At 70.2% G+C, this 24342-nt stretch carries 22 protein-coding genes; 12 read left to right on the top strand and 10 right to left on the bottom strand.

Annotated elements, in window-relative coordinates:
* Positions 1-11 precede the first annotated feature (11 nt).
* From NKI68_RS08190 to NKI68_RS08200, 3 genes are all read right to left on the bottom strand, one after another.
* Positions 12-2261, bottom strand: coding sequence for an NADP-dependent malic enzyme (locus tag NKI68_RS08190; RefSeq protein ID WP_254546227.1), 2250 nt, complete (start codon positions 2259-2261; stop codon positions 12-14).
* A 116-nt stretch (positions 2262-2377) separates the two neighbouring features.
* Positions 2378-2824: a universal stress protein gene (locus tag NKI68_RS08195; RefSeq protein ID WP_254546228.1), complete on the bottom strand. Its 447-nt coding sequence runs from the start codon at positions 2822-2824 to the stop codon at positions 2378-2380.
* A 79-nt stretch (positions 2825-2903) separates the two neighbouring features.
* A complete protein-coding gene (locus NKI68_RS08200) occupies positions 2904-3713 on the bottom strand; it encodes a DUF8054 domain-containing protein (RefSeq protein ID WP_254546229.1) in 810 nt (269 codons plus the stop codon).
* Between the two features lie 117 nt (positions 3714-3830).
* Between NKI68_RS08200 and NKI68_RS08205 the strand changes: the two genes are divergently transcribed.
* From NKI68_RS08205 to NKI68_RS08240, 8 genes are all read left to right on the top strand, one after another.
* A complete protein-coding gene (locus NKI68_RS08205) occupies positions 3831-4928 on the top strand; it encodes a TrmB family transcriptional regulator sugar-binding domain-containing protein (RefSeq protein ID WP_254546230.1) in 1098 nt (365 codons plus the stop codon).
* 96 nt (positions 4929-5024) lie between these two features.
* Positions 5025-6491 carry an extracellular solute-binding protein gene (locus NKI68_RS08210; protein WP_254546231.1) on the top strand — a complete coding sequence of 489 codons (1467 nt, stop codon included), beginning with the start codon at positions 5025-5027 and terminating at the stop codon, positions 6489-6491.
* Position 6492: 1 nt separating this feature from the next.
* Complete coding sequence (locus tag NKI68_RS08215) at positions 6493-7473, top strand: carbohydrate ABC transporter permease (protein ID WP_254546232.1); 981 nt, start codon at positions 6493-6495, stop codon at positions 7471-7473.
* Between the two features lies 1 nt (position 7474).
* Positions 7475-8389 (top strand): carbohydrate ABC transporter permease, encoded by a 915-nt coding sequence (locus NKI68_RS08220; protein ID WP_254546233.1) that lies wholly within the window; start codon positions 7475-7477, stop codon positions 8387-8389.
* Between the two features lie 6 nt (positions 8390-8395).
* Positions 8396-9538, top strand: coding sequence for an ABC transporter ATP-binding protein (locus NKI68_RS08225; protein WP_254546234.1), 1143 nt, complete (start codon positions 8396-8398; stop codon positions 9536-9538).
* 1 nt (position 9539) lies between these two features.
* Positions 9540-9734, top strand: a complete 195-nt coding sequence (locus tag NKI68_RS08230; RefSeq protein ID WP_254546235.1) for a DUF8005 family protein — start codon at positions 9540-9542, stop codon at positions 9732-9734.
* A 65-nt stretch (positions 9735-9799) separates the two neighbouring features.
* Positions 9800-10912 (top strand): Gfo/Idh/MocA family protein, encoded by a 1113-nt coding sequence (locus NKI68_RS08235; RefSeq protein ID WP_254546236.1) that lies wholly within the window; start codon positions 9800-9802, stop codon positions 10910-10912.
* 111 nt (positions 10913-11023) lie between these two features.
* The gene (locus NKI68_RS08240; protein WP_254546237.1) at positions 11024-11992 is read left to right on the top strand and encodes a sugar phosphate isomerase/epimerase family protein; all 969 of its coding nucleotides are present in this window, start codon (positions 11024-11026) and stop codon (positions 11990-11992) included.
* A 140-nt stretch (positions 11993-12132) separates the two neighbouring features.
* On the opposite strand, the gene NKI68_RS23785 is transcribed toward NKI68_RS08240, so the two are convergent.
* Positions 12133-12345 (bottom strand): hypothetical protein, encoded by a 213-nt coding sequence (locus NKI68_RS23785; protein WP_368410939.1) that lies wholly within the window; start codon positions 12343-12345, stop codon positions 12133-12135.
* A gap of 99 nt (positions 12346-12444) precedes the next feature.
* Between NKI68_RS23785 and NKI68_RS08245 the strand changes: the two genes are divergently transcribed.
* The 3 genes from NKI68_RS08245 to NKI68_RS08255 are packed head-to-tail and all read left to right on the top strand — an operon-like array spanning position 12445 to position 14991.
* Positions 12445-12756 carry a hypothetical protein gene (locus NKI68_RS08245; RefSeq protein ID WP_254546238.1) on the top strand — a complete coding sequence of 104 codons (312 nt, stop codon included), beginning with the start codon at positions 12445-12447 and terminating at the stop codon, positions 12754-12756.
* 4 nt (positions 12757-12760) lie between these two features.
* The gene (locus NKI68_RS08250; protein ID WP_254546239.1) at positions 12761-13879 is read left to right on the top strand and encodes a Gfo/Idh/MocA family protein; all 1119 of its coding nucleotides are present in this window, start codon (positions 12761-12763) and stop codon (positions 13877-13879) included.
* Entirely contained in the window at positions 13876-14991 is a 1116-nt protein-coding gene (locus NKI68_RS08255; RefSeq protein WP_254546240.1) for a M24 family metallopeptidase, read from the top strand. The genes NKI68_RS08250 and NKI68_RS08255 overlap by 4 nt, the downstream gene beginning before the upstream one ends.
* A 26-nt stretch (positions 14992-15017) precedes the next feature.
* On the opposite strand, the gene NKI68_RS08260 is transcribed toward NKI68_RS08255, so the two are convergent.
* The gene (locus NKI68_RS08260) at positions 15018-16004 is read right to left on the bottom strand and encodes a carbohydrate kinase family protein (RefSeq protein ID WP_254546241.1); all 987 of its coding nucleotides are present in this window, start codon (positions 16002-16004) and stop codon (positions 15018-15020) included.
* Between the two features lie 143 nt (positions 16005-16147).
* Between NKI68_RS08260 and NKI68_RS08265 the strand changes: the two genes are divergently transcribed.
* Positions 16148-16630, top strand: a complete 483-nt coding sequence (locus tag NKI68_RS08265) for a peroxiredoxin family protein (RefSeq protein ID WP_254546242.1) — start codon at positions 16148-16150, stop codon at positions 16628-16630.
* 25 nt (positions 16631-16655) lie between these two features.
* Here NKI68_RS08265 and thiM read toward each other — a convergent pair whose 3' ends face one another.
* The 5 genes from thiM to NKI68_RS08290 all read right to left on the bottom strand — a co-directional run bounded on the left by thiM (position 16656) and on the right by NKI68_RS08290 (position 24149).
* Complete coding sequence (gene thiM / locus NKI68_RS08270) at positions 16656-17486, bottom strand: hydroxyethylthiazole kinase (protein ID WP_254546243.1); 831 nt, start codon at positions 17484-17486, stop codon at positions 16656-16658.
* Entirely contained in the window at positions 17483-18136 is a 654-nt protein-coding gene (gene thiE / locus NKI68_RS08275; RefSeq protein ID WP_254546244.1) for a thiamine phosphate synthase, read from the bottom strand. Before thiE ends, thiM begins: the two co-directional genes overlap by 4 nt.
* A 103-nt stretch (positions 18137-18239) precedes the next feature.
* A complete protein-coding gene (locus tag NKI68_RS08280) occupies positions 18240-19937 on the bottom strand; it encodes an MBL fold metallo-hydrolase (protein WP_254546245.1) in 1698 nt (565 codons plus the stop codon).
* Between the two features lie 59 nt (positions 19938-19996).
* Positions 19997-21343, bottom strand: a complete 1347-nt coding sequence (locus tag NKI68_RS08285) for a hemolysin family protein (protein ID WP_254546246.1) — start codon at positions 21341-21343, stop codon at positions 19997-19999.
* A gap of 268 nt (positions 21344-21611) precedes the next feature.
* Positions 21612-24149, bottom strand: a complete 2538-nt coding sequence (locus NKI68_RS08290; protein WP_254546247.1) for a hypothetical protein — start codon at positions 24147-24149, stop codon at positions 21612-21614.
* Positions 24150-24342: the final 193 nt, after the last annotated feature.

Here is a 24342-nt window from a genome sequence, read left to right on the forward strand (position 1 = left end):
CGCGTCCGCCGTCACTGAGCGTCGACGACCGCGACCGTGGCGAGGTTGACGATGTCCTTGACTTCGTCGCCGCGCTGGAGGACGTGGACGGGCCGGTCCATCCCCACCAGCATCGGCCCGATCGCCTCCGCCCCGCCGAGGTTGTGCAACAGTTTGTAGGCGATGTTGCCGGCCTCCAGATTCGGGAAGACGAGGACGTTGGCGGGTTCGTCGAGGTCGGAGAAGCTGTAGGTGCCGGTGAGCATCTCCTCGACGACCGCCGTGTCCGCCTGCATCTCCCCGTCCACCGGAAAGTCGACCGTCGGATCCGACCGCAACGCGCGGACGGCACGCCGGGGCTTGGCGGTGCCCTCGTTTCTGACGGAGCCGAAGTCGGAGTACGAGAGGAAGGCGACGCGGGGATCGACGTTGAACCGGCGGGCGAGTTCCGCAGTGTGGCTCGCGATCTCCGCTAGCACCTCCTCGTCGGGGTCCTGGTTGACGGTGGTGTCGGCGCAGAAGACGACGCGGTTCTTGAAGGTGAGCATGTAGACGCCGGCGGCGTAGTTGGCGTTCGCGGCGGTGCCGATCACCTGCAGCGGCGCGCGGAGGGCCGTCGGGTAGTGGTGGGTGATCCCCGTGAGCATCGCGTCGGCGTCGCCCATCTCCACCAGCACGCTCCCCAGGTAGTCGCCGTCGCGCTCGATGAGTTCTCCGGCCTCGCGGCGCGTGACGCCCTTGCGCCGGCGCAGTTCGTGGAGCCGATCGGCGTACGGCGCGAGCGACTCCTCCTCCGGGTCGACGATCTCCGGCTCGAAGTCCAGCCCGAGCGACGCAGACAGCTCCCAGATACGGTGACGATCCCCGATCAGGACCGGTTCCGCGATCCCCTGCTCGAGTAACTGGTAGGCCGCGCGGACGATCTTCGGGTGGTCGCCCTCCGCGAGGACGACGCGCTTCGGGGCGCTCTGGGCCTTCGAGACGACGATCTGCATCATCTCGCGGGACGTGCCGAGGCGCGCTTCGAGTTCCCGGCGGTACGTCTCTTCGTCGACCTCGGCGCGGGCCACGCCGCTGTCCATCGCGGCTTTCGCGACCGCGGCGGACACCTCGAAGAGGACGCGGGGGTCGAGGGGTTTGGGGATGATGTACTCGGGGCCGTACTGCAAGGGCTGATCGCCGTAGGCCTTCACCACCGCGTCCGGCACGTCCCGCTTCGCCAGGTCGGCCAGCGCGCGGGCCGCGGCGACTTTCATGGCTTCGTTGATTTCGGTGGCGCGGACGTCGAGCGCGCCGCGGAAGATGAAGGGGAACCCGAGGACGTTGTTGACCTGGTTCGGGTAGTCAGAGCGCCCCGTCGCCATGATCACCGTGTCATCGCGGGCGCTCTTCGCCGTCTCGTAGTCGATCTCCGGTTCGGGGTTGGCCATGGCGAAGACGACGGGGTCGTCGGCCATCGAGCGGACCATCTCCGCGTCGACGATCCCGCCGACGGAGAGACCGACGAACACGTCCGCGCCCGCCATCGCGTCGCCCACGTCGCCGGGCGGCACGTCCCGCGCGAACGGTTCGTTGTGGGGGTTGAGGTCGCCCGCCTCGGCGCGCTCCGCCGTGAGGATGCCGTCGATGTCGACCATCGTGACGTTCTCACGCCGGACGCCGAGCGAGACGTAGAAGCGGGCGGTCGCGGTCGCGGCGGCCCCGGCCCCGGAGAAGACGATGTCGAGGTCGTCGAGGGATTTGCCGGCGATGTCGGCGGCGTTGAGCAGCGCTGCCCCGGAGATGATGGCGGTGCCGTGCTGATCGTCGTGGAAGACCGGGATGGACATCTCCTCGCGGAGGCGTTCTTCGATCTCGAAGCACTCCGGTGCCTTGATGTCCTCTAAGTTGATCCCCCCGAACGTCGGCTCCATCGCGGCGACGGACGCCACGACCGCATCCGGGTCGTCGTGGTCCAGTTCGACGTCGAAGACGTCGATGTCGGCGAAGCGCTTGAACAGCACGCCCTTGCCCTCCATCACCGGCTTCGACGCCTGCGCCCCGATGTCGCCCAATCCGAGCACCGCAGAGCCGTTCGAGACGACGCCCACCAGATTGCCCTTGGCGGTGTAGGCGTACGCCTCGTCGGGATCGTCGGCGATTTCGAGACAGGGGGTGGCGACGCCCGGCGAGTACGCAAGCGAGAGGTCGCGTTGCGTGTTCGTCGGCTTCGTCGTCGAAATCTCGATCTTCCCGGGAGGGGATTCGCGGTGGTAGTCGAGTGAGTCCTCCTCGATGCCCATGGTGCTCCATGTGCGGGGACGGTAAAAACAGGGGTCATCCGAGGGACAGTCGGTCCGCGAGGGACGGTAGATTCGACGGTCCGTGACGGTCCGTGACGGTCCGTGACGGTTCGTTGCTACGACCGGACGAACGTCACCGGACACGGCGCGTTGAGCATCACGTCCTGGGCCGTGCTCCCGAAGACGGCCTTGCCGGTGGGCGAGCGCTTGCGCCCGCCGACGACGATGAGGTCGGCGTCGACGCCCGTCGCCAGCGAGACGATGCGCTCGCCGTGCGGTCCGACGGCCCCGCGGATGCTGTACTCGACGCCCGCGTCGTCGAACGCGGACGTGATCCCCCGGACGGTGGCGTGCCGGGAGGCGACCTCGTCGGGGTCGGTCGGCCCGTCGGGATCGTAATCTAACTGGTCGACGACGGAGTCGAACTCCGACTCGGTGAACACGTGCGCGATCGTGACGGTCGCCCCGGCGGGGCCGGCGATGTCGGCGACGGTTCGTGCGAGCGCGTCGATACGGTCTGCGTCTCCCTGCCCGACCGCGAGCAGGACTGATTCGAGCGGCATGTCGATAGCGAACGCGGCACGGACAAACATACTTTCGGAATCTGACACCGAACAAGCAGGTTCGAAGGGGTGCGGTGAGTCAGAGCGTCAGCAGGTGCGCATCGCACGCCTCGCAGGCGAGAACGGACTGCGGTCCCTCCCGTGGGTCCACGCCGCCGCCGCAGCAGGACGCGGACGACGTCTCGACGATCGGCCCGTCGCAGTCGGGGCAGGAGTCGAGAAACAGCCGGAACGCCCGTGCCGCGGAGAGCCGCGTCCCGCCGTCGAGGTCGGTGAGGGGTGAGAGCGCACGGACGGCGGCGAGGTCGGCGATCGCGGCGGGGCGAGGTACCCACGCCCCCTGCTCCGCCGCGGCGGCCCGCGCGTGGACAGCGACGTATCGACGGCCGTCGGCCGAGATGGGCGCGGCGGTCCGGCCCTCGTCGAGGACCGCGTCGGCCGCGGACGCGAGCGACCCGTCGTCGAGATCGGCGAGCGCCGCCATCTCGCGCTCCCAGCGGTCGCGTACCGCCGGCGAGAGCGCGAGATCGTCGCCGTCGACGACGACCGCGCCGGCGGCGATCAGCGCATCGAGTACCCGTTCGCCGTCCCGCCCCTCGGGTGCGAGCGACTCGGCGAGCGGTCGCTCCGCCGGCGTCCGTCCGAGCGCCGATCGGACGCGCCGGACCAGCGCGGGTGCGAACCGCGGCGTGTACGGGACGAGATACCCACGGAGCGCGATGGCCGCGCCCCCGGCGACGCCGGCGGTCGCGGCCAGGAGCGGCCGACCGGCCAGCGCGAGCGCGAGGCACGCCGCCGCGAGCAGGCCGCCGTTCGCGACCGTGCAGGGCCAGCAGCGCCGCTCGCCGGTGTACTCCGGGCGTTCGAGGGCGGTGAGCGGCGAGCGCATACGTACCCGTTGCCGCGGAGGGTACTTCAACGTCCCTCGATGGCGTCCGCCCGACGAGGGCGAGAGGGACGCGGAAACGGGAAGGGTTTACCCCGTCTCCGACGACTAGTACGTTCCATGGAGACGGCAACCCTCGTCGAGACGTTTCGCGAGGCGGGACTCTCACCGTACCAGGCGAGGACGTACGTCGCCCTCCTCGATCTCGGCGCGGCGGCGGCGACCGAACTGGCCGCCGCCGCCGACGTCCCGTCGGCGCGGATCTACGACGTCCTGCGCGATCTGGAGACCCGCGGCTACGTCGAGACGTACGAGCGAGAACACCTCTGCGTGCGGGCGCACAGTCCGGCGGAGGTCCTGGAGGACCTCCGCTCGCGCGCGAGGGAACTCGAGGCGGCGGCGAACGAGGTCGAGACGCGCTGGGAACAGCCGGACCTCAGGGGCGCGCGGGCGAGCCTCGTGCGACGGTTCGACACCGTCATCGATCAGGCACAGGCGTTCGTCGAGACCGCGAACCACCAGATCCAGCTCTCGGTGACGCTCGACGAGTACGAGATGCTCCGACCGGCGCTCCGGGCGGCCCACGAACGGGGCGTCTCCGTTCGCGTCGCCATCCACACGTCGCTCGACGCGTCGCCGCCGTCCGAATCCCGCTTCGCGGGCGTCTGTACCGAGATCCGCCACCGCCGACTCCCCGGCCCGTTCGTCGCGCTCATCGACCGCCACCAGACCTGTTTCGCCCACCACGCCGACTCCGTCGATCGCTACGGCGTCCTCGTCGACGATCGCGCGCACACCTACGTCTTCAACTGGTACTTCCAGACCTGCCTGTGGGACCCGTGGCCGCTCGTCTACTCCGACCGCCCGAGCGACCCCCCGATGGAGTACGTCGACCTCCGCCAGTGCATCCGGGACATCGCCCCCCTGGTGGCCGACGGGGCGACCGTCCGCGTCGACGTCACGGGGCGCGACCTCGAAACCGGGGAGTCGCGGTCGCTGCACGGCGTCGTGGTCGACCTCCTGGTCGCGGAGGGCATCCCCGAGGGGGACGTCCCGATGCGGGAACTCGTCGGCCAGGCGGCCATCGTCGTCGAGGGGACGGAGCACGGCGACCGGGCGGGCGACCGACGGCGGTACACCGTCGGCGGATGGGGCGCGATACTCGAGGAGATCGAAGCGGAGAACGTGACAGTCACCGAGATAGATCACGGCGGGTAGGGGCGATTCAGTCCCTGATACCTCGAATAGTAGAACAACTACGGCCGTTGTAGTACAGTAATTATATTGAGGCAAGGGGGTGATTGCAGAGTGGCAATGTCACGAGGTAGCAGTAGGGAGCGGCAGAACGACGGGGTCTCCCGCCGTCGCTTCATCGCGGCGGCGGGAGCGTCCGGAGTCGCCGCCGGCCTCGCTGGATGCAGCACGATCGGTGCGAATCCGGAGGGGAAGCGGGTTCAGATGATAGCCGACAGCAACGCGGCTGGCAACGCCGACGCGATCAGGGAGGCGCTCTGGAACGCCGGACTGAACCGGGACGTCTTCGTCGAGATCATCGCCGGCCCGAGCAACTCGACCTCCCGCCAGTCGCAGTACACGCGGTGGCTGTCGGCGAACCTCGCCGAACCCGATCTCCTGTTGATGGACAGCGGGTGGACGATCCCGTTCATCGTCCGTCAGCAGATTCTCAACTTCACGAAGAGTGAGGTCATTCCCGATAGTCTGGTCAGTCTGATCGAGAACGACTACTTCGACGCCAGCGTGAGCACGGCCAAGCACCCCACGACCGACGACCTCTACGGGATGCCGCTGTTCCCCGACTTCCCGACGATGCTGTACCGTCGGGACCTGGCGGAGAAGGCCGGCTACAACCCCAAACAGGAGAAGTGGGGGACCGAGTCGATGCACTGGAAGCGGTTCTCGAAGATCACCAAGGATATCAAGAAACAGAACGAGCTATCGTACGGCTTCACGTTCCAGGCCGACATCTACGAGGGGCTCTCGTGCTGTGACTTCAACGAGTTCATGACGAGCTGGGGGGGCGCGTACTTCGGCGGACGCGACAACCTGTTCGGCCCGATCGGCGATCGACCGGTGACGGTGGACGAGAAACCGGTCGTCGACGCGATCCGGATGCTCAGATCGTTCATCTCGGGACCGAACGACCCGCACGCGCTGCCCGGGTACGAGAAGATCTCGCCGCGGGCGGTGCTCTCCTGGACCGAGAACCCGTCGCTCGCGCCGTTCAGCAACGGTAACGCGTTCGCGAATCGAAACTGGCCGTACGCGATCGTGCAGACGGGCGCAGAGGAGGTCTTCGGGGAGGACCTCGGCGTGATGCCGATCCCGTACGCCGTACCGGACTCGAAGTCGAAGTACGAGAACATCGGCGGCCCGGTCGCCGCGCTGGGCGGCTGGCACATGACGGTCAACCCGAACTCGCGGAACATGGACCTCGCCGTCCAGGTCCTCGAGGCGATGGCGAAGGACAGCTTCAAGTTCAAGCTGTTCGAGATCATCGGCTGGATCCCGCCCGAGCCGAACCTGCTCAGCTCGAAACGGGCGAAGGAGGTGCCGATCGTCGGCCGCTACGTCGAGCAACTGCGCGTGGCCGGCGAGAACGCGATCCCGCGGCCGGTGACCGTCGTCTGGCCCCAGGAGTCGGGGAAGATCGCCCAGCAGGTCCACGCCGGGATGTCCGGCGCGGCGTCGCCCGAGGGGGCGATGAAGAAGCTCCAGTCGCAGCTCAAGGCCATCGAGAAGTTCAACGATCAGGGGAAGTAACATGGCATCAGAGACACAAGTCAAGGGTGGAGCACAGCAACGATCGGGAGCGTACGCCGGCCTCGTCCAGTGGCTAGAGACGCTGAACGACGCCCAGTTCGCCTATCTGCTGCTGGCGCCGGTGTTCATCCTGCTCGGGATCATCGCGTTCTGGCCGCTCGCCAGCACGTTCGTCATCTCGCTGCACGCAGACAGCCTCCGGAGCGCCGCGCAGGTCGGCGAGTTCGTCGGATTCCGTAACTACGTGGCGCTGCTGACGGGACAGCTCGCCACGGTGGCGCTGCCACAGCCGTTCTTCGATCTGAGTCGACCGTTCCAGAGCGCGCTGATCGTGACGGCGATCTTCACCGTCGTCAGCGTCTTCTTCGAGACGATCATCGGGTTCGGGCAGGCGCTCGTACTCGATCAGGACTTCCGGGGACGGCGGTGGGTCCGCGTCGCGATCATCCTGCCGTGGGCGGTGCCGCTCGTCATCCAGGGGATGATCTTCTACCTCCTGTTCCAGCCCGGTCTCGGGGTCGGCGCCGACCTCCTCAACAGCTACGGGTTCTCCCAGACGCCGCTGGTCAACAGCTCGGAGGCGCTGGCGCTCGTCATCGTGGCCGACGTCTGGAAGACGACGGCGTTCATGGCGCTGCTGATCCTGGCCGGCCTCCAGAGCATCGACCGCAACCTCTACGACGTCGCGCGGGTCGCGGGGGCGTCGAAGTGGCAGCAGTTCAAGATGATCACCTTCCCGCTCGTGCTCCCCACCGTGCTGGTGGCGCTGCTCTTCCGGACGCTCGCGGCGGCGAAGGTCTACGGCCTCATCGAGACGATGACCGGGTGTACGACGGTCCCGTCGCTGTCCTGTCTCGTCGTGACGACGTTCAGTTCGCGGCGGTACGGCACCGCGGCCGCGGTGGCATTCGTGACCGCGATCATCATCGGGGCCATCGTGTCCATCTACGCGGTCAAGTACTACCGCGGGGAGGTGTCGTGAGATGGCGAGCGAGACGAACGACGCCGGTCCGTTCACCCGGTGGGTGCAGGGTTCGATTAAGGACCCCCAGAAGACCTATCGAGCGATGTTCTACGTCGCGATGGTCTTCTTCCTGGTCACGACGCTCTTTCCGTTCTACTGGCTGCTCGTCGTGGCGCTGACGCCGGAGAGCATGCTGTTCGACATCGGGCTCACCCCGAACGGGTTCAACCCCGAGGCGTTCGTGACGGTGTTCCAGCGGGTGCCGTTCCACGTCTACATGTTCAACAGCTTCGTGATCGCCATCTCGACGACGATCATGGTGCTGGCGCTCGCCAGCATCGCGGGGTACGTCTTCGGACGGCTCGAGTTCCGCGGCCGCGGCGCGCTGATGCTCGCCGTCCTCGTGATCTCGTACTTCCCGCCGGCGACGTTCCTGCTGCCGCTGTTCCGCCTGTTCACCGGGAACATCGAGATCCTCGGGGTGAACAGCCCGATGCTGTTCAACACCCCCTTCGCGATCATGCTCCCGACCGGGGCGCTCTACATGCCACTCTCGATCTTCATCCTGACGACGTTCTACAGTCAGATCCCCGACGGGCTGGAGGACGCCGCCCGCGTCGAGGGATCGACTCGGCTCGGCGCGCTGTTCCGCGTCATCATCCCGCTGTCGGCACCGGGCGTGGCGACGGCCGGCGTGTTGACGTTCATCTACGTCTACAACGAGTTCTTCTTCTCGTTCCTGATGACGAACGGACAGGCCGGGAACTGGGCACCGCTCGTCTGGGGGATCCTGAGCTACCAGACGCAGTACACCGCGTCGTACAACCTGATGGCGGCGGCGAGCATCATCGGCGTGCTGCCGGTCGCCATCCTCGTCGTCGTCGCACAGGAGAAGATCGTCAGCGGCCTCACGGCCGGGGCACTCAAGGAGTGATACATCATGGCAACAGTCACACTCAACGAAGTCACGAAACGCTACCAGGACGTCGTCGCGGTCGACGACATGAACCTCGACATCCGGGACGGCGAGTTCCTCACGCTCGTCGGTCCCTCCGGGTGCGGGAAGTCGACCACGATGGAGATGATCGCCGGCCTCACCATCCCCAGCGGTGGCGAGGTGCACATCGGCGACCGGGAGGTGACGAACCTCCCGCCGAAGGATCGCGGGGTCGCGATGGTGTTCCAGAACATCGCGCTGTTCCCCCACATGAACGTCTACGAGAACATCAGCTTCGGGCTCCGCCTGCGCGACTACGACAAGGAGGAGATCGACCGCCGGGTCAACCGGGCCGTCGAGACCGTCCAACTCGAGGGGATGCTCGAACGGATGCCCGACGAGCTGTCGGGCGGCCAGCGCCAGCGCGTCGCCATCGCCCGCGCCATCGTGCGTAACCCCGACGCGTTCCTGATGGACGAGCCGCTCGCGAACCTCGACGCGAAGCTGCGCGTCCACATGCGGACCGAACTCCAGCGCCTCCACCGGGAACTGGAGACGACCACCATCTACGTCACCCACGACCAGGCGGAGGCGATGACGATGTCCGACCGCATCGCCGTCATCGACGGGGGGCAGCTCCAGCAGCTCGCCCCGCCGCTCACCTGCTACAACGAGCCGGCGAACCTGTTCGTCGCGGGCTTCATCGGCTCGCCCTCGATGAACTTCGTCGAGGGCGTCTTCGAGGGCGATCGCTTCGCCTCGTCGACGCTCTCCGTGGCCGTCGACAGTACCGTCGAGGTACCCGAGGGGACGTCGGTCACCCTCGGCGTCCGCCCGGAGGACGTCTACCGGGTCGAGCAGGCGGACGACGTCGACTCGCCCTCCGACGTCGTTCAGGCGCGGACGGACGTGCTCGAACCGATGGGCGATGAGATATTCGTCACGCTTATCGTAGAGGGCGAGGGCGAAGAGGGTACGGAGCTACTCATGAGCGTCTCACCCGACAGCGATCTCACCGAGGGTCAGCAGATCGACGTCGTCCTCGACCGGTCGAAGGTCCACCTCTTCGACACCGAGAGCGGCGAGGCGCTCGTCCACGGCGTCACCCGCTCGCCCGAGGTGGCCGCGGACGGAGGTGACGACTGACGTGGACCCAGCGTTGTACGTCGGGGGCGTGACGCTCCTGTTCTTCTTCTGGGTCTACGGCATCGTCGCGTTCGTCCGCGACGTTCGGGGGCGGTGGCTCCCGGCCGCGCGGCAGTACTGGCGCGGCCGTCGGGCGCTCCGCGAGCAGGCGAAACAGGAACGCGAACGCGAAGAACGGGAGCGGCAACTGTACTAGCCCTCGCGCTCATCCCGGCAGGAGTATTGTACTCTAGAACGTAGATACTACGCGACGATCACCGCATGAACACGAGCACGAACACAGAACCACACGTACCGCCCAGAATTGGCCTCATCGGCCTCGGAAGCATCGGTCACATCCACGCGGAGCACCTGCAAACGCTCGCCAGTGAGGGGGTCGTCGAACTGGTAGGGGGTATGGACATTGCCTCGGAGGCGTGCGAGCGCTTCGAGAACCGCTTCGGCGTCCGAGCCTACGAGAACCCGGACGACCTCTACGAGACCGTCGACGCCGTCATCATCGCGACGCCGAACCGCTTCCACGAGGAGTACGCCGTCAGCGCGTTCGAGTCGGGGCTGGACGTCTTCCTCGAGAAACCCCTGGCGCACAACCTCCGGAGCGCCGAGCGCATCGCGAAGGCCGCGGAGAAGGCCGACGGGATCGGGATGGTCGGCTTCCTCAACCGGTTCAACGACGCGGTCCGCGTCTTCAAGCACTACCAGCGACAGGGCCGATTCGGCGAGGTGACCCACGTCGAGGCCAACTACGTCCGACGGCGCGGCGTCCCCGGTCGCGGCTCCTGGTTCACCAACAAGGAGATCTCGGGCGGCGGCGCGCTCGTCGACATCGGCGTCCACGCGATCGACCTCGCGCTCTATCTGCTCTCCTTCCCCGAGGTCGACGAGTTGACCGGCGTGACCCGCTCGCAGTTCGGCGGCCACGAGGACTACACCTACCTAGAGATGTGGGGCGAGGACGGCGAGGGGGTGTTCGACGTGGACGACTCCGCGAGCGCGTTCATCCGCTGTGCCGACGACCGGACGGTGTCGCTCGAGGTCGCGTGGGCGACCAACCGCCCGCCGACGACCGAGTTCGTCGTCCAGGGGACGGAAGGCGGGGCGACGCTCGACCTCGACGGCAACATCACCATCTACGAGGCGAGCAACGGCGGCGCGCCCCACTTCGCCGACTCCGAGATCGCCACGCGCAGGCTCCCCGCGATGCGCTCTGAACTCCGGGCCTTCCTCAGCGCCGTCGCCCACGACGAACCCCCCAAGCTCAACACCGTCGAGGAGGCGCTCGTCGTCCAGCGGGTACTCGACGGGATCTACCGCTCCTCCGAGGGCGGCGGGGCCGTCTCCCTTCGGGAGAACCCCATCTCGGCCAGCGACTGATCGCGCGACTGATCCGAGCGACCCGGTCCGATCATCGCGGCGGGTCGACCGCCGGCGCACCGACGCCCGAACGACTACGTACACTACCCACGATAGACGACGATACGAACCATGGACATCGGCGTACTCACCGTTCCGCTCGGCGACGAATCGCTCGACGACGCGCTCGCGTACCTCTCGGACATCGGGGTCGGCGCGGTCGAACTCGGCTGCGGCGGCTTCCCCGGCCAGGACCACGTCGACCGGGAGGCGCTGCTCGACGACGACGACGCGCAGGCCGCCCTCCGCGAGACGCTCGACGAACACGACCTCCGCGTGAGCGCGCTCGCGACGCACAACAACCCGCTCCACCCCGACGAGGAGCGCGCGGAGCGCGCTGACGCCGAACTGCGCGAGGCGATCCGCCTCGCCGACCAGCTCGACGTGGAGGCGGTCACGTGCTTCTCGGGGCTACCCGCGGGCGGCCCGAACGACGAGGTGCCCAACTGGGTCACCGCGCCCTGGCCGGGCGAACACGCCGACGCCCACGACTACCAGTGGGAGGTCGCCACCGACTACTGGTCGGACCTCGCTCCCCACGCCGCCGACCACGACGTGCACGTCGCCATCGAGATGCACCCGAACATGCTCGTCTACGAGCCGACGGGGCTGCTGCGCCTGCGCGAGGCGACCAACGAGCACGTGGGCGCGAACTTCGATCCCTCGCACCTCTACTGGCAGGGCATCGACGTGCTCGCGGCCATCCGCCTGCTCGGCGAGCGCGACGCCATCCACCACGTCCACGCCAAGGACACCCGCGTCTACGACTCCGTCTCGCGAGAGAAGGGCGTCCTCGACACGACGCCCTACACCGAGGAGGCCGACCGCTCGTGGCTGTTCCGGACGGTGGGCTACGGCCACGGCGAGGCCCACTGGAAAGACGTCGTCTCCACCCTCCGCATGGTCGGCTACGACGGCGCGCTCTCCATCGAACACGAGGACTCGCTCACCTCCTCGCGCGAGGGTCTCGAGAAGGCCGTCGAACTGTTACAGCGCGCCGTCTTCGAGACCACCCCCGGCGACGCCTACTGGGCCGAGTAGGACGGGGCGTCCGTTTTTGCCCTTTCTGACGCGCACGACAGCCCCCCGAGCGAGTGCATCACTCGCCGTTCTCGATCCCCGACGCGAGGGACTCCACGTAGTCGACGAATCGGTCGACGTCATCGGCGAGTCGGAGCACGTCAACGTCCGGCTCGCCACCGCCGTAATCCGCCTCGCGTCGATAATCGTAGAGGGTGCTCGGGGGTCGCCTCCTCGCGGGAGGCGTCGCCGTTCAGAACGACGCGCTGTCCGAACTGTCGCCGGACGTGACCGTGCGACGACGGGTTCTCGCCCCGGGCATAGAGAACCGCCTGCGCTGCGTGGAACGCGGCGTAGTACGACCGGTTCACCACACCCGCTTCGTCCCACCGCCGCCGATGAGCATCCGTGCGTCGTCCAGCGCGTCCCGTGCCAGTTCCACCTCGCGTCGCGACTCGTCGGCCGGGTCATCCGTGGAGGACCCGCCCCCGGCGACGACTGGGGGAACGGTGTACGCCAGGCTCGACGGCCGGGCTGACAGTTCGTCGCTCGACCTCGCCACCGTCGAGAGCGACTGCGTCAGAGTCAAAGTCGTCGTCCCGGAGGCCGAGCGGGCGGCGACCGTCTACTACGCGGCGGACCGCGTCGGCCGACCGGGTGTCCGGCCGCAGGGATCGATGGGCCCGACGCAGGCCGCGCCGCGGGAGCACGAATCCGGCCGCGGAAGCGGGGTGGGCCGTTCGAACATCCCGAATCGCTTTCTGCCCCCCGTGCGAGGAGAGTAGCGAGATGACGCTCCGAATCGGAATGCTGGGGTACCGCTTCATGGGGAAGGCGCACAGTAACGCGCTGGCGCGTCTGCCGATGTTCTTCCCGGACGCGCCGGAGACCGAGCGCGCGGTGCTGATCGGGCGCGACGAGGAGGCCCTGTCCGCGGCCGCGGATCGCCTCGGGTTCGCGGACACGGCGACCGACTGGGAGCAGGCGGTAGAGGAGGTGGACGTGCTCTACAACCTCGGGCCGAACTACCTGCACCCGGAGCCGTCGATCGCGGCGCTGTCGAAGGGCGTCCACGTCCTCTGTGAGAAGCCGCTCGCGCCGACGCTCGAGGGGGCGGAGGCGATGGCCGCCGCCGCGCGCGACGACGGCGTCGTCGCCGGCTGCGCGTTCAACTACCGCTACGTCCCCGCGATTCGCTACGCCCGGCGGCTGATCGAGGCGGGCGACCTGGGCGAGATCCGCCACGTCCGCGGGCGCTACCTCCAGGACTGGCTGGTCGACCCGGACGCGCCGTGGTCGTGGCGCAACGACGAGGAACTCGCGGGTAGCGGGGCGCTCGGCGACCTCGGGGCGCACTCGATCGACCTCGCGCGCTTCCTCGTCGGCGACCGCGTCGGGGAGGTCGAGCGCGTCAGCGGCCACCTGCGGACGTTCGTGGAGGAGCGCCCCGTCGAGGGCGAAGACGAGAGCAGGCCGGTCACCGTCGACGACGCCTACTCCGCGCAGGTCGCCTACGAGTCCGGCGCGATGGGCACCTTCGAGGCGACCCGCGCCGGGACGGGCCACAAGAACGACCACGCGATCGAGGTCGAGGGCACCGACGGCGCGATCCGCTTCTCGCTCGAACGGCTGAACGAACTCGAGGTGCTCCGGGGCGACGACCGGGGCTTCGAGACCGTGCTCGTCACCGACGCGGACGACCCGTACGTCGAGCACTGGTGGCCGCCGGGGCACGTCATCGGGTGGGAGCACACCTTCGTCCACGAGAACTACGAGTTCCTCCGCGCGGCCGCCGGCGAGACGGAGTTCCACGCGAACTTCGAGGACGCCCTGGCGGTCCAGCGCGTCCTCGACGCCGTCGAGCGCAGCGACGAGGCCGGCGAGTGGGTCGACGTCGAGCGACCATGAGTCCGGATGCCGGCGTCGACTGGCGCAAGCGGACGGACCGCCTCGACGCCTACCTCGACGCGCACGGCCTCGAAGCGGTCTGGTTCGCCCGCCCGAACGGGTTCGCGTGGCTCACCGGCGGCGACAACGTCGTGGACCGCGCGGGCGACGTCGGCGTCGCGGCCGCGGGCTACGACGGCGACGGCCTGACCGTCGTGACGGACACGATCGAGGCCCCGCGCCTGCGGGACGAGGAACTCCCTGCCGACGCCGAGGTCGTCGCGTTCGACTGGTACGCCGACGACCTCGCGGGGGCGGTCGCGGACGCGAGTCCGACGCCCGCCGCCGCCGACTTCCCCGTCCCCGACTCCGGCTTCGAGACGGTCGACGCGAGCGCGCTCCGGCAACCGCTCGCGGCCGCGGACGTCGAGCGCTACCGGGCGCTCGGTCGCGACGCGGCCGAGGTCGTCGAGGCGGTCTGCCGGGCGTGCGAACCGGACGACACCGAGCGCGCCGTCGCGGCCCGCCTCCGGGGGGACCTCGCCGCGCGTGGGATCGACTCGCCCGTCGCGCTCGTCGGCGGGGCGGAGCGCGCGGGGAGGTACCGCCACTACACGCCGAAGCCCGTCGAACTGGGCGGCTACGCGCTCGTCTCGGTCACCGCCGAGCGCGGCGGCCTGTTCGCCAGTTGCACCCGGACGGTCGCGTTCGACCCGCCCGCGTGGCTGTCCGAGCGCCACCGCGCCGCGATGCGCGTCGAGGCGTCCGCGCTCGCGACGACCCGGCGCGTCGGGCGCGAGGGCGGCACCGCGGGCGACGTCTTCGCCGCCGTGCGGCGCGCCTACGACGAGGTCGGGTTCGACGGCGAGTGGAAACGCCACCACCAGGGCGGGGCCGCCGGCTTCGCGGGCCGGGAGTGGATCGCCACGCCCGACAGCAGGGCGACCGTCGAGCTACCGATGGCCTACGCCTGGAACCCGACGGTGCAGGGCGCGAAGAGCGAGGACACGACGCTCGTGACGGCCGACGGCTTCGAGGTGCTCACCCGGACCGGCGACTGGCCGAACGAGGCGGTCGAGTCCGTCGGGGGCGACGCGACGATCGAACGACACCTGCCGCTCGAGCGCTCCTGACCGGTCGTTCCTGACCCGACCGCGAGTCAGTCCCGCTCCTCGCGCTCCCCGTGCTCCCCGCGCTCGCGGAACGCCTCGACCGCCTCACGGTCGGGGAGGGCGGTCATCGCGCCCGATCCCGTCGTCGTCCGCGCGGCGACCGCGTTGGCGAACCCGAGCACCTCCTCGAGCGACCGCCCCTCGGCGAGCGCGGCGACCGTCCCCGCGAGGAAGGCGTCGCCCGCACCGGTGGTGTCGACGACGTCGACCGCGTACCCGGGGTGTGCGCGCTCCGCGGGACCCCACGGTGCGCCGTCGGCAGCGATCGCGAGCGAGCCGTCGCCGCCGAGCGTGAGGAAGGTCGTGTGCGGGCCGCGCTCGCAGACCGCGCGGGCGAGCGCCTCCGGCTCGACGCCGGCGTCGAACCCGGCCAGTTCGAGGTCGTCCGGGCTGGCCTTCACCACGTCCACGAGGGGGAGCACCTCGTCGATGGTCCGCTCGAACGCCCCCTCGTCCCACAGCTCCGGGCGGGCGTTCGGGTCGAAGACGACGGTGCAGTCGCGCTCGCGGGCGCGGCGGACGAGGTCGAGCAGCGCCCGCCGCCCCGCGTCCGTCGAGAGGACGACGCCGCCGAAGACGACCCAGTCGACGGCGTCGAGCGCGTCGTCCGGGACGGTGCCCGTCTCGAACCGGGCGTCGGGTCCCTCCGCACGGTAGAAGGAGAAGGTGGGGACGGCGGCCTCGTCGTGCGTGACGAGCGCGAGCGTCGTCCTCGCGTCGGCGTCGCGCTCGACGAACCGCTCGGGAAGCCCCTCGGCGTCGAGCGTCCGCCCGAGGAAGTCGCCGAGCGGATCCGTCGCGAGGCGCGTCCAGAACCACGGCACCTCGTCCAGTCGGGCGAGCGCCACGGCCACGTTCGCCGGCGCGCCGCCGGGGCGACGGACGAACCGCTCGACCCGGTCGAGCGGCCCGCTGCGCTCGGGCAGGAGGTCGATCAGCGTCTCGCCCGCGACGAGGACGCGAGGGGGTGACATGGGTTCGAATCTCACCGGGGGCGAAAAAAGCTCACGCTTCCTCCCGCCGGATGCTTCCCCCGCCACATGAGCGTTTTCCCGGTGTGTGCCCGACGGTCCCGACCGCCCCGACGGCTATGTCCCCACCGCCCCTCGGTCCGGGTATGTCACTCGAAGGAGAGCAGGCACCGGAGTTCACCCTGGAGAGCACCGCCGGCGGCGAGGTATCGCTCTCTTCCACGCTCGAGTCGGGTCCGACGGTCGTCCTCGTCAACCGCGGCCACTGGTGTAGCTTCTGCGCCGAACAGCTCCAGACGTTCAGCGAGGTGTCCTACGACCTGTGGTTCAACGAGGGCGTGGACGTTCTGCCGGTGGTGACGAGCCCGGCCCCGAAGCTGGTCGAGATGCGCGACCGCTTCGACCTCGACGTCCAGTTGCTCGCGGACCCCGACGGCGAGGTCGCCGACGCGTACAGCGGCACCGAGGAGACGAGCCACGGCGTGACGGGTATCGCCGGGACGTACGTGATCGACGCGGACGGCGTGGTGCGCTACGAACAGGTCGCGGACCACCCCGCCGACCGCACCTACGGCAACTGGGTGCGCTACTTCGTCCGCAACGACTTCGAGGACCCGTTCGGGGAGTGAGCGCCGGGTAGCCGTAGGTCCCTCCTCACGCCCGTTCGATCCGCCCCGCGAGCGACGCGTCGTCGATCGACCCCGGCTCCGCGGCGAGGCCGGCGACCGCGTCGAGGAAGGCGACCTTGTAGCTCGCGGGGCCGCCGTACTCGGATTCGGCGGCGCGCTCGCCCGCCAGCCCGTAGGCGAGGACGCCCTCGATGGCGGCCCGCACTGAATCGTCGACGGCCCCGCGAAAGGCCGCGAGCGTGACCCCGAGCATGCACCCGGTGCCGACGACCCGGCCCATCATGGGGTGGCCGCCGTCGACGGCGTAGGCGTCGTCGCCGGTCGCCACCACGTCGGTCTCCCCGGAGGCGACGACCACGGCGTCCGTCTCGGCGGCGCAGGCTCGCGCGGTGGCCGCGATGTCGGCGTACTCGCCGACCGACTCGACACCGCGCACCGCCGACTCGGCACCCGCGAGCGCGCTGACCTCGCCGTAGTTTCCCTTCACGACCGCGAGGTCGAGGTCGGCGGCGAGTCGCGTCGCGACCGCCGTCCGCGTCGGCGTCGCCCCCACGCCGACGGGGTCGAGGACGACCGGGACGCCGCGCTCGTTGGCCGCCCGACCCGCCGTCAGCATCGTCCGCTCGCCGCGCTCGCTCACGTCGCCCGCGTTCAACAGGAGCGCGTCCGCCGCGGCGACCATCTCCGCGACCTCCCGCTCGTCGTCGGCCATCACGGGCAGACCGCCCCAGTGGAGCGTGACGTTCGCCACGTCGTTGACCGTCACGGCGTTCGTGATCGACTGGACGAGCGGCCGGGCGGCCGCGAGCGCGGCGAGCGAGTCCGCGAGCGCCGGCGTCGGGGGACGGTCGCTCACGGCCCGCCACCCCCGCTCCCGACCGCGTCGGCGAGCGCCCGCGTCGCCTCGCGCACGTCGTCCGCGCCCGTGATGGCGCTGATGACGGCCACGCCGTCCGCGCCCGCCGCGATCACGTCCGCCGCGTTCTCGGCCGTCACCCCGCCGATCCCGACGAGCGGGAGGTCCACCGCCTCGGCGATCGCCCGGACCCGTTCGAGCCCGATCTCGGCGTCCCCGGGGGCGACGTCCTTCGAGCCGGTGGCGAACACCGCCCCGACGCCGAGGTAGTCCGCCCCCGCCTCGCGGGCGGCGCGGGCACCCTCGACCGAGGAGGCCGACCGGCCGACGATCGCTTCGGGGCCGAGCAGGTCCCGGGCGACCGACACCGGCAGGTCCTCGTCCCCGAGGTGGACGCCGTCGGCGTCGAGCGCGAGCGCGAGGTCGACGCGGTCGTTGACGACGAACGGGACGCCCGCCTCCGCGGTCAGTTCGCGGACGCGCAGGCCCACCTCGTACCGTTCCCTGGCCGGGCGGTCCTTCTCCCGCAGTTGAACGAACGTCGCGCCGCCGTCGAGCGCCGCCGCGACCACCGCAGGCGTCGTCCGCCCCGCCGAGAGGCGCTCCTGCGTGACGAGGTAGACGCGCAGGTCGTCGGGTTCGAGATTCATGAGTGGTATCTGTCGGTGATTCCGGGGGCGGCGCGATGAGGCTTGCGGTCGGAGGGTCCGATGCCGTCGAGGGGGTCAGTATCGTCGGGGGTCGTCCGACCGATCAGTCCGTCCGGTCCGCCGGCTCCCGGAGCAGCACGTCGAGTCGGTCGCCGTGTTCGAGCCAGTCGGGCGGGGCGTCGAGGCGGAGGAGGAACACGCCGTCCCCGGCGTCGACGGCGCGCGCCGGGTGGCTCTGTCCGGTCACCGCCGCCTCGATGCGGTCGAGGCGGGCCGTCAGGGCGGACACCGTCGCCTCGTCCGCGAGCGCGCCCGCGCCGTCGGCCGCCTCCGCGGTCCGCTCGCCGTCCGCGCTCGATGCGGCGGATCCGTCGGAGACGGAAGTCGACCCGTCGGAGGCGGGGGTCGACCCGTCGGAGCCGGTCTCGGGTCCCTCCCGCGTCGGCAGTCGGTCGCGGAGCGCCGTCAGGTCGAGCCCCTCCGCGGCGAGGTCGACGTCGTCCCCGCGCGTCACCGAGGGGAGCGGGATGTCGCCGTCGGCCAGCGCGGTGTGCAACTGCCGACCGTCCATCTCGCGGCGGGCGCGGATCCGCCGCTCGGTCGCCTCGGTGACCCACGGCGGGGGGGTCCACCCGGACTCGTCGAGGAGGGTGTAGACGTCCGTGTCGTCGGTCACCCACACGAAGCTGTCGTAGCAGTCCTTGTACCGGTCCGCGGCCCGACCGCGCTGGTGGGTGACGACGACGTGGACGGGCGACAGTCGCTCGACGACGTCGTCGACGGTCTCGCGCGAGGGGTGGTTGCTGAGCGCGAAGTCGCGGACCGTACAGCCGGCCCCGCAGACCGGGTCTGTCCCCCCGTTCACGACCTGGAGGAGCGTCGCGGCGGGGTCGTCCTCGATCGCGGCGAAGAGCCGTTCGGCGCTCCCGCCGACGGGGACCTCGGGACCGGCGATCGTCACGCCCCCCGGACGGAGCACCGACGCCGGGTCCGCGAAGTCGGGGACCGCCGTCACGTTCGGGACGTCGTAGTCGAGTCGCTCGTGGAGCGTCGCGACGTGCCCGACCAGCGTCACGGGCACCGGATCGTCGCGCGCGGCGGCGAGGTGTCCGAGGAGGTACCCGAGGTGGACGCCGGTCAGCCCGCTCGCGGTCGCGAGCACGGTCGAGCCGGCGGTGACCCGCTCGTAGGCGGTGGCGACGGCGTCGGTGAGCGTCGCCTCGAACGTTTCGTTCGTGGCCCCCGTCAGCACGAGGACGTCGACGCCGACCGGGAGGTCGGGGTCGAACCCCGGGTACCCGGCGGCCCGACGCGCCGTGAAATCGCCGGTGACGAGGACGGTACGCCGGGCGTCGCCGTCCTCCACCTCGAACAGGAATCCGGCCGCCCCGGGGGCGTGGCCGGCGGGGACCGGGCGGACGCGCACCCCCGCGACGATCGTCGTCCAGTCGTCGACGGGGTCGAGTCGGTCGAGGACGGCGTCGGTGTCCCCGAGGTCGTAGTGGTCCGCCCCGGCGTCGAACGCGTCGCCGAGGATGGCCGCCGTGTCGGGCGTCGCGTACACTGGCGCGCCGTCGCGGAGGTTCGCGCCGAGCGAGCGGTAGTGATCGAGGTGCGCGTGCGTGAGACAGATCGCGGCGAGGTGTTCGCCCTCCTCGGGGTCGAGCGACTCGCTCACGTCCACGCCCGCCCCGGCGTCGACGAGCACGCACACGACTTGCTCCCGAAGCACGCCCTCGAACCGCAGGATCAGCGACTCCCGCCCCCGACGCGGGTTGGCGTGCTGGAATCGGAGTTTCATCGTCGCTGGTGCGTTCGATCCCCCGGTACATAGGGTCGGCGGGATCGGTCCGGGGGGCCTCAGTCGACCGGTTCCGTCGGCGCGTCCGCCTCCGTTCCCGCCTCCCGGAGGACGACGCGGGAGACGCGCGCCCCGTCGACCTCGGCGACGCGGGCGGCGTAGCCGTCCAGTTCCACGCGGTCGCCGACCGCCGGCGCGCGCCCCAGCCGACTCAGCACGAGGCCGCCGATGGTCTCGAAGTCCTCGCTCTCGAACTCGGCGTCCAGTACCTCGTTCACCGCCGGGAGGGGGACGTGACCGTCGACGGCGTAGCTACCGTCAGAGAGCGCGTCGATCGACGGCTCCTGCGCCGCCGCGTCGAACTCGTCGCGGATCTCGCCGACGATCTCCTCGATGACGTCCTCCACCGTCACGATCCCCTCGAACGTCCCCCACTCGTCGATCACCACGGCCATCTGCACCTCGCGGCGCTGGAACTCGGCCAGGATGTCGTCGATGCGGCGGTCCTCGGGGACGACGATCACCTCGCGGGCGAGGTCGCGGGCGGTCGGCTCACCCGCGTCGCGGCCGGCCTCCACGGCGCGGAGCACGTCCTTGACGTGCACGAACCCGACGGGGTCGCCGTCCTCGCCGTCGAGGACCAGATAGCGCGTGTAGTTCCCCGCCGCGGCGATCGGGCGGAGTTCGTCGAGGGGCAGTGCGGCCGGGACGGTCTCGACGTCCGGCCGGGGGACCATGATCTCGCGAGCGACGGTGTCGCCGAGTTCGAAGACGCCCTCGATCATCTCCGCCTCGTCGACGTCGACGTGGCCGTGTTCGCTCGACTGCGCGATGATCATCTGGATGTCCTCGCGCGTGTGGGCCTCCTCGGACTCCGAGGCCGGCGAGACGCCGATCAGTCGCGTGAAGAAGCTCGCGGTACCGTTGAAGACGACGATGCCGGGGACGAAGACGTAGTAGAAGAACTTCATCGGCGCGGCGACCGCGAGCGAGATGCGCTCTGCCTCCTGGATCGCGAGGGTCTTCGGCGCGAGTTCGCCGAACACGACGTGCAGGAACGTGATGAGGCCGAACCCGAGCGCGAAGGCCACGGCGTGGATGGCCCCCTCGGGCAGCATCGACCCGAGTACGGGTTCGATGAGCGACGCCACCGCCGGTTCGCCGATCCACCCCAGCCCGAGCGACGAGAGCGTGATCCCGAGCTGACAGACGGCGAGGTAGTCGTCCAGGTTCTCGACGGCCTCCTTCACCAGCCCCGCGGACGGTTTTCCCTGCTCGACGAGCGCCTCCACCCTCGTCGAGCGGATCCGGACGAACGCGAACTCCGCGGCCACGAAGAGCCCGTTCATGAACACCAGGAAGAACGCCAGGGCGATCCCGAGCGCGGAGAGCACGAGATTGACCATCGTCAGGGCCGTCGAACGACGCCGTCGCGTCCGTCCGGTCGAGGGGGCGGAACGGCGCGGGATGGGTCGTCGAACGGGGAGGAGACGCGACGAGCGGACGGAACGACCACCCCCGTTCGGCGAGCGCGGTCAGCGGCGGGATCGGCCGGGCGACACATTACCGATCGCTAGCCCAGATGAAGATAAAACGGTGCCGGCGACCGCGGCGTCCCTCCCTCCCCGACCGCGACGGACGCGTCCGCGGTCGCCGGAAGGGCGTCTCGAGGCCCTACGAGCGCGTCTCGACGGCGAGCACGTGCTCGCCGCCCGCGTCCTCCCCTTCGATCGAGACGAGCACCTCGCGCCCGCGGTGGGTCTCGCGGACCCGGTGAGGGGCGGGTCGACCGTCGAGGGCGACCGAGTCGACCCGCGCGTCCTCCGGGAGAGTGTGACCGATCACGAGTTCGTCCAGGTCGACCGCGGCGCGGACGGTCGTCCGGTAGGCGTCGCCGTCGGCGGTCGCCTCGACCGCGACCTCGCCGTCCCCGAGGCGGACGTTCTCGCCCGCCACGCGGGGCTCGTCGGGCGGGACCTGCGGGACCACCGACAGCCGACCGCGGCCCAGGTCGGGGCGCACGCCGAGTTGCTGGTGGACGACCGGCCAGACGGTCCCGTAGTGGCCCCACGCCTGCAGCACCATCGCCCGCTCGGTGAACGGCTTGTCGATCGACCGCCCGTACTTCGGCGACGGCGCGATCTCGGGGAGCGCGCCGGGCTGCTCGTCGGGCCACAGCTGGAGCCGGGCGTTGGCGTCCGTGTACCGGCGCTGGTGACCCGCGCCCAGCCGCCCGTAGTTCCCCTCGCCGACGGCCATAATCGCCGTGTTGAGCGTGAAGATCGACAGCTCCGGCGGGCGGTCGGACTCGGCGGGATCGCAGCCGGCCTTCCCGGTGTGGTACAGCCCGAACTCGCCGGTGTAGCAGTCGGTCTCGCGGAGGTCGAGCGCGGCGTTCCCGTGCGCCTCGGTCGTCAGCCCCGGCGACGGGGAGCCGTCGGGACGGGTGTGGAGTTCCGCCTCCATCGGCGTGACGCCGATCCAGTGGCGCTGGTAGACCGGCTCCTCGTCGGGATTCGTCAGCGAATCTGCGTGCTGGGGGACCGCCGGTAGCCACCACGCCTCCTCGAACGTCCGGTGGAGGCGGCGGGCGTGGCGGTGCGCCCAGGCGAACGTCCGCCCGTCGCGCTTGCTCCGCGCCATGTCCGCGAGGTCGTACAGCCCGCGAATCGTGTAGACCGCGACGTCGAGCTTCTCCTCCCCCATGCCCGGCCGTTCGACGTTGCCCGCCCCCTCGGGCCAGCCGTCGCCGTCGTCGTCCAGTTCGTCGAGCACGTAGCGCATGCCGTCGACCGCGAAGTCGTAGAGGTCGTCGCGGAAGTCGTCGTCGCCGGTCCACCGCCAGAGCAGGGCGAGCGCGCTCGGGAACTTCGCCGTCTCGTCGGTGTTGCCGCCGTCGCCGAGCGTGCCGAAGTAGACCGACCCGTCGGTGACGACCTCGTGGACGACCTTCCCGGTGTCCCCGGTGAGGATCCGACTCACGTCCCGCAGCGCCCGGAGGTGGTCCTTGATCGGCTCGAACTGCCCGACCGCGACGCTGGCGAACGCCGTGTACTCGCCGTCGGTGGCGAACAGCCACGGGTAATCCGGGAAGCCCGCCCCGAGGAAGCGCACCGCCTCCACGGTCCCCGCGGGTTCGGGGTAGGCCGCCCCCTCCTCGACGTCGCGCACCCGCAGGTCGCGGGCGACCTGGACGCAGTCGGCGAGGTTCTGCTTCCCCCAGTCGATCGCGCGTTCGAGGTCGCGGTTACCCGGCAGGTCGAGGCAGGTGCGCGCGCACAGGTCGAGGCGCTCCTCGACCTTCGCTTCGAGGGCGGCGTCGGGATCGTCGAGCAGGGCGTCGTGCTCCTCGAGCGCCGCGTCGAGCCCCTCGTCGGATCCGGCGACCGCCACCCAGACGGTGCGCTCCTCGCCGGCCGGGATCGTCAGTTCGTACTCCAGGCGACCGCTCGCGCCGCTCCCGTTCCCGTTCTCGTCGGGGTCGGGTCCCCCGACCCCCCCGCCAGTCTCGCCGCTCGCGGGGTCGAGCGCCGCCCCGACGACCGCCGCCCAGTCGCGCGGCGACGCACCTTCGACCGGCGCGGGGCCGCGCTCGCGGAACGCGAGTCGGCCGCCCTCGACGGCGGCCGCGTCCTCGCGCTCGAACTCGGCGGACGACGGGTCGGTCCACTCCCAGGGGTAGGCGGGGAGGAGCGACGACCGCGCCTCCACGGCCAGCGTGACGGTCTCCTCGGCGTCGCCGGCGGCGAGGTCGAGGCCGAAGAGCGCCCCCCGCCGCCCGTCGGGGACGAAGTCGGTCCGGCGAACAGAGAGCCCCCCGCGGTCGGGGAACGTCAGCACGGCGTGGCCGTAGCCGCTCTCGAAGCGCTCGGCGTCGTCGAGCCACTCGCCGTCGAGGGCGAACCAGACGCCGTCGAGGAGCTTGAGCGGCGGGCTCCAGATCCCGCCCATCTCGCCCTCGATGTGCCACCCCATCGGCGGGAAGCGCCCCGCCTGCGTCCCCACGACGTAGGCGCGCGAGCCGGAGACGACGTACCGCCGGTCCGCGAGGCGGTCGGTCGTCGCCAGCGTCGGGGAGCCGGCGACCGACCGGCCCGGTTCGGGATCGGCGGCGGCGCTCGCCGTGGACGGTACGAGCAACCCGGTCGCGGCGGTACTCGCCAGAAATCGACGTCGGGACAGCGTCGGATGGAAACGGTCTCGTTCGGTCATGCGTACCAATGAACACACAGTGTCGGCAGTTAATAAATTAACTTAGATCAGAAAAATTATAACCGAATATATACGTTAACAGACCTAGACATACTTTGCCACGATACTAACCCCCATAACCGTCCGGTACCAAGCTCCGGGCGGTTCCAAGTTACCGTCTGTCATTCCACTGCGGAACGGGAACCAACGGCAC

The sequence above is a fragment of the Halomarina pelagica genome (assembly GCF_024228315.1).
GTDB lineage: Archaea > Halobacteriota > Halobacteria > Halobacteriales > Haloarculaceae > Halomarina > Halomarina pelagica.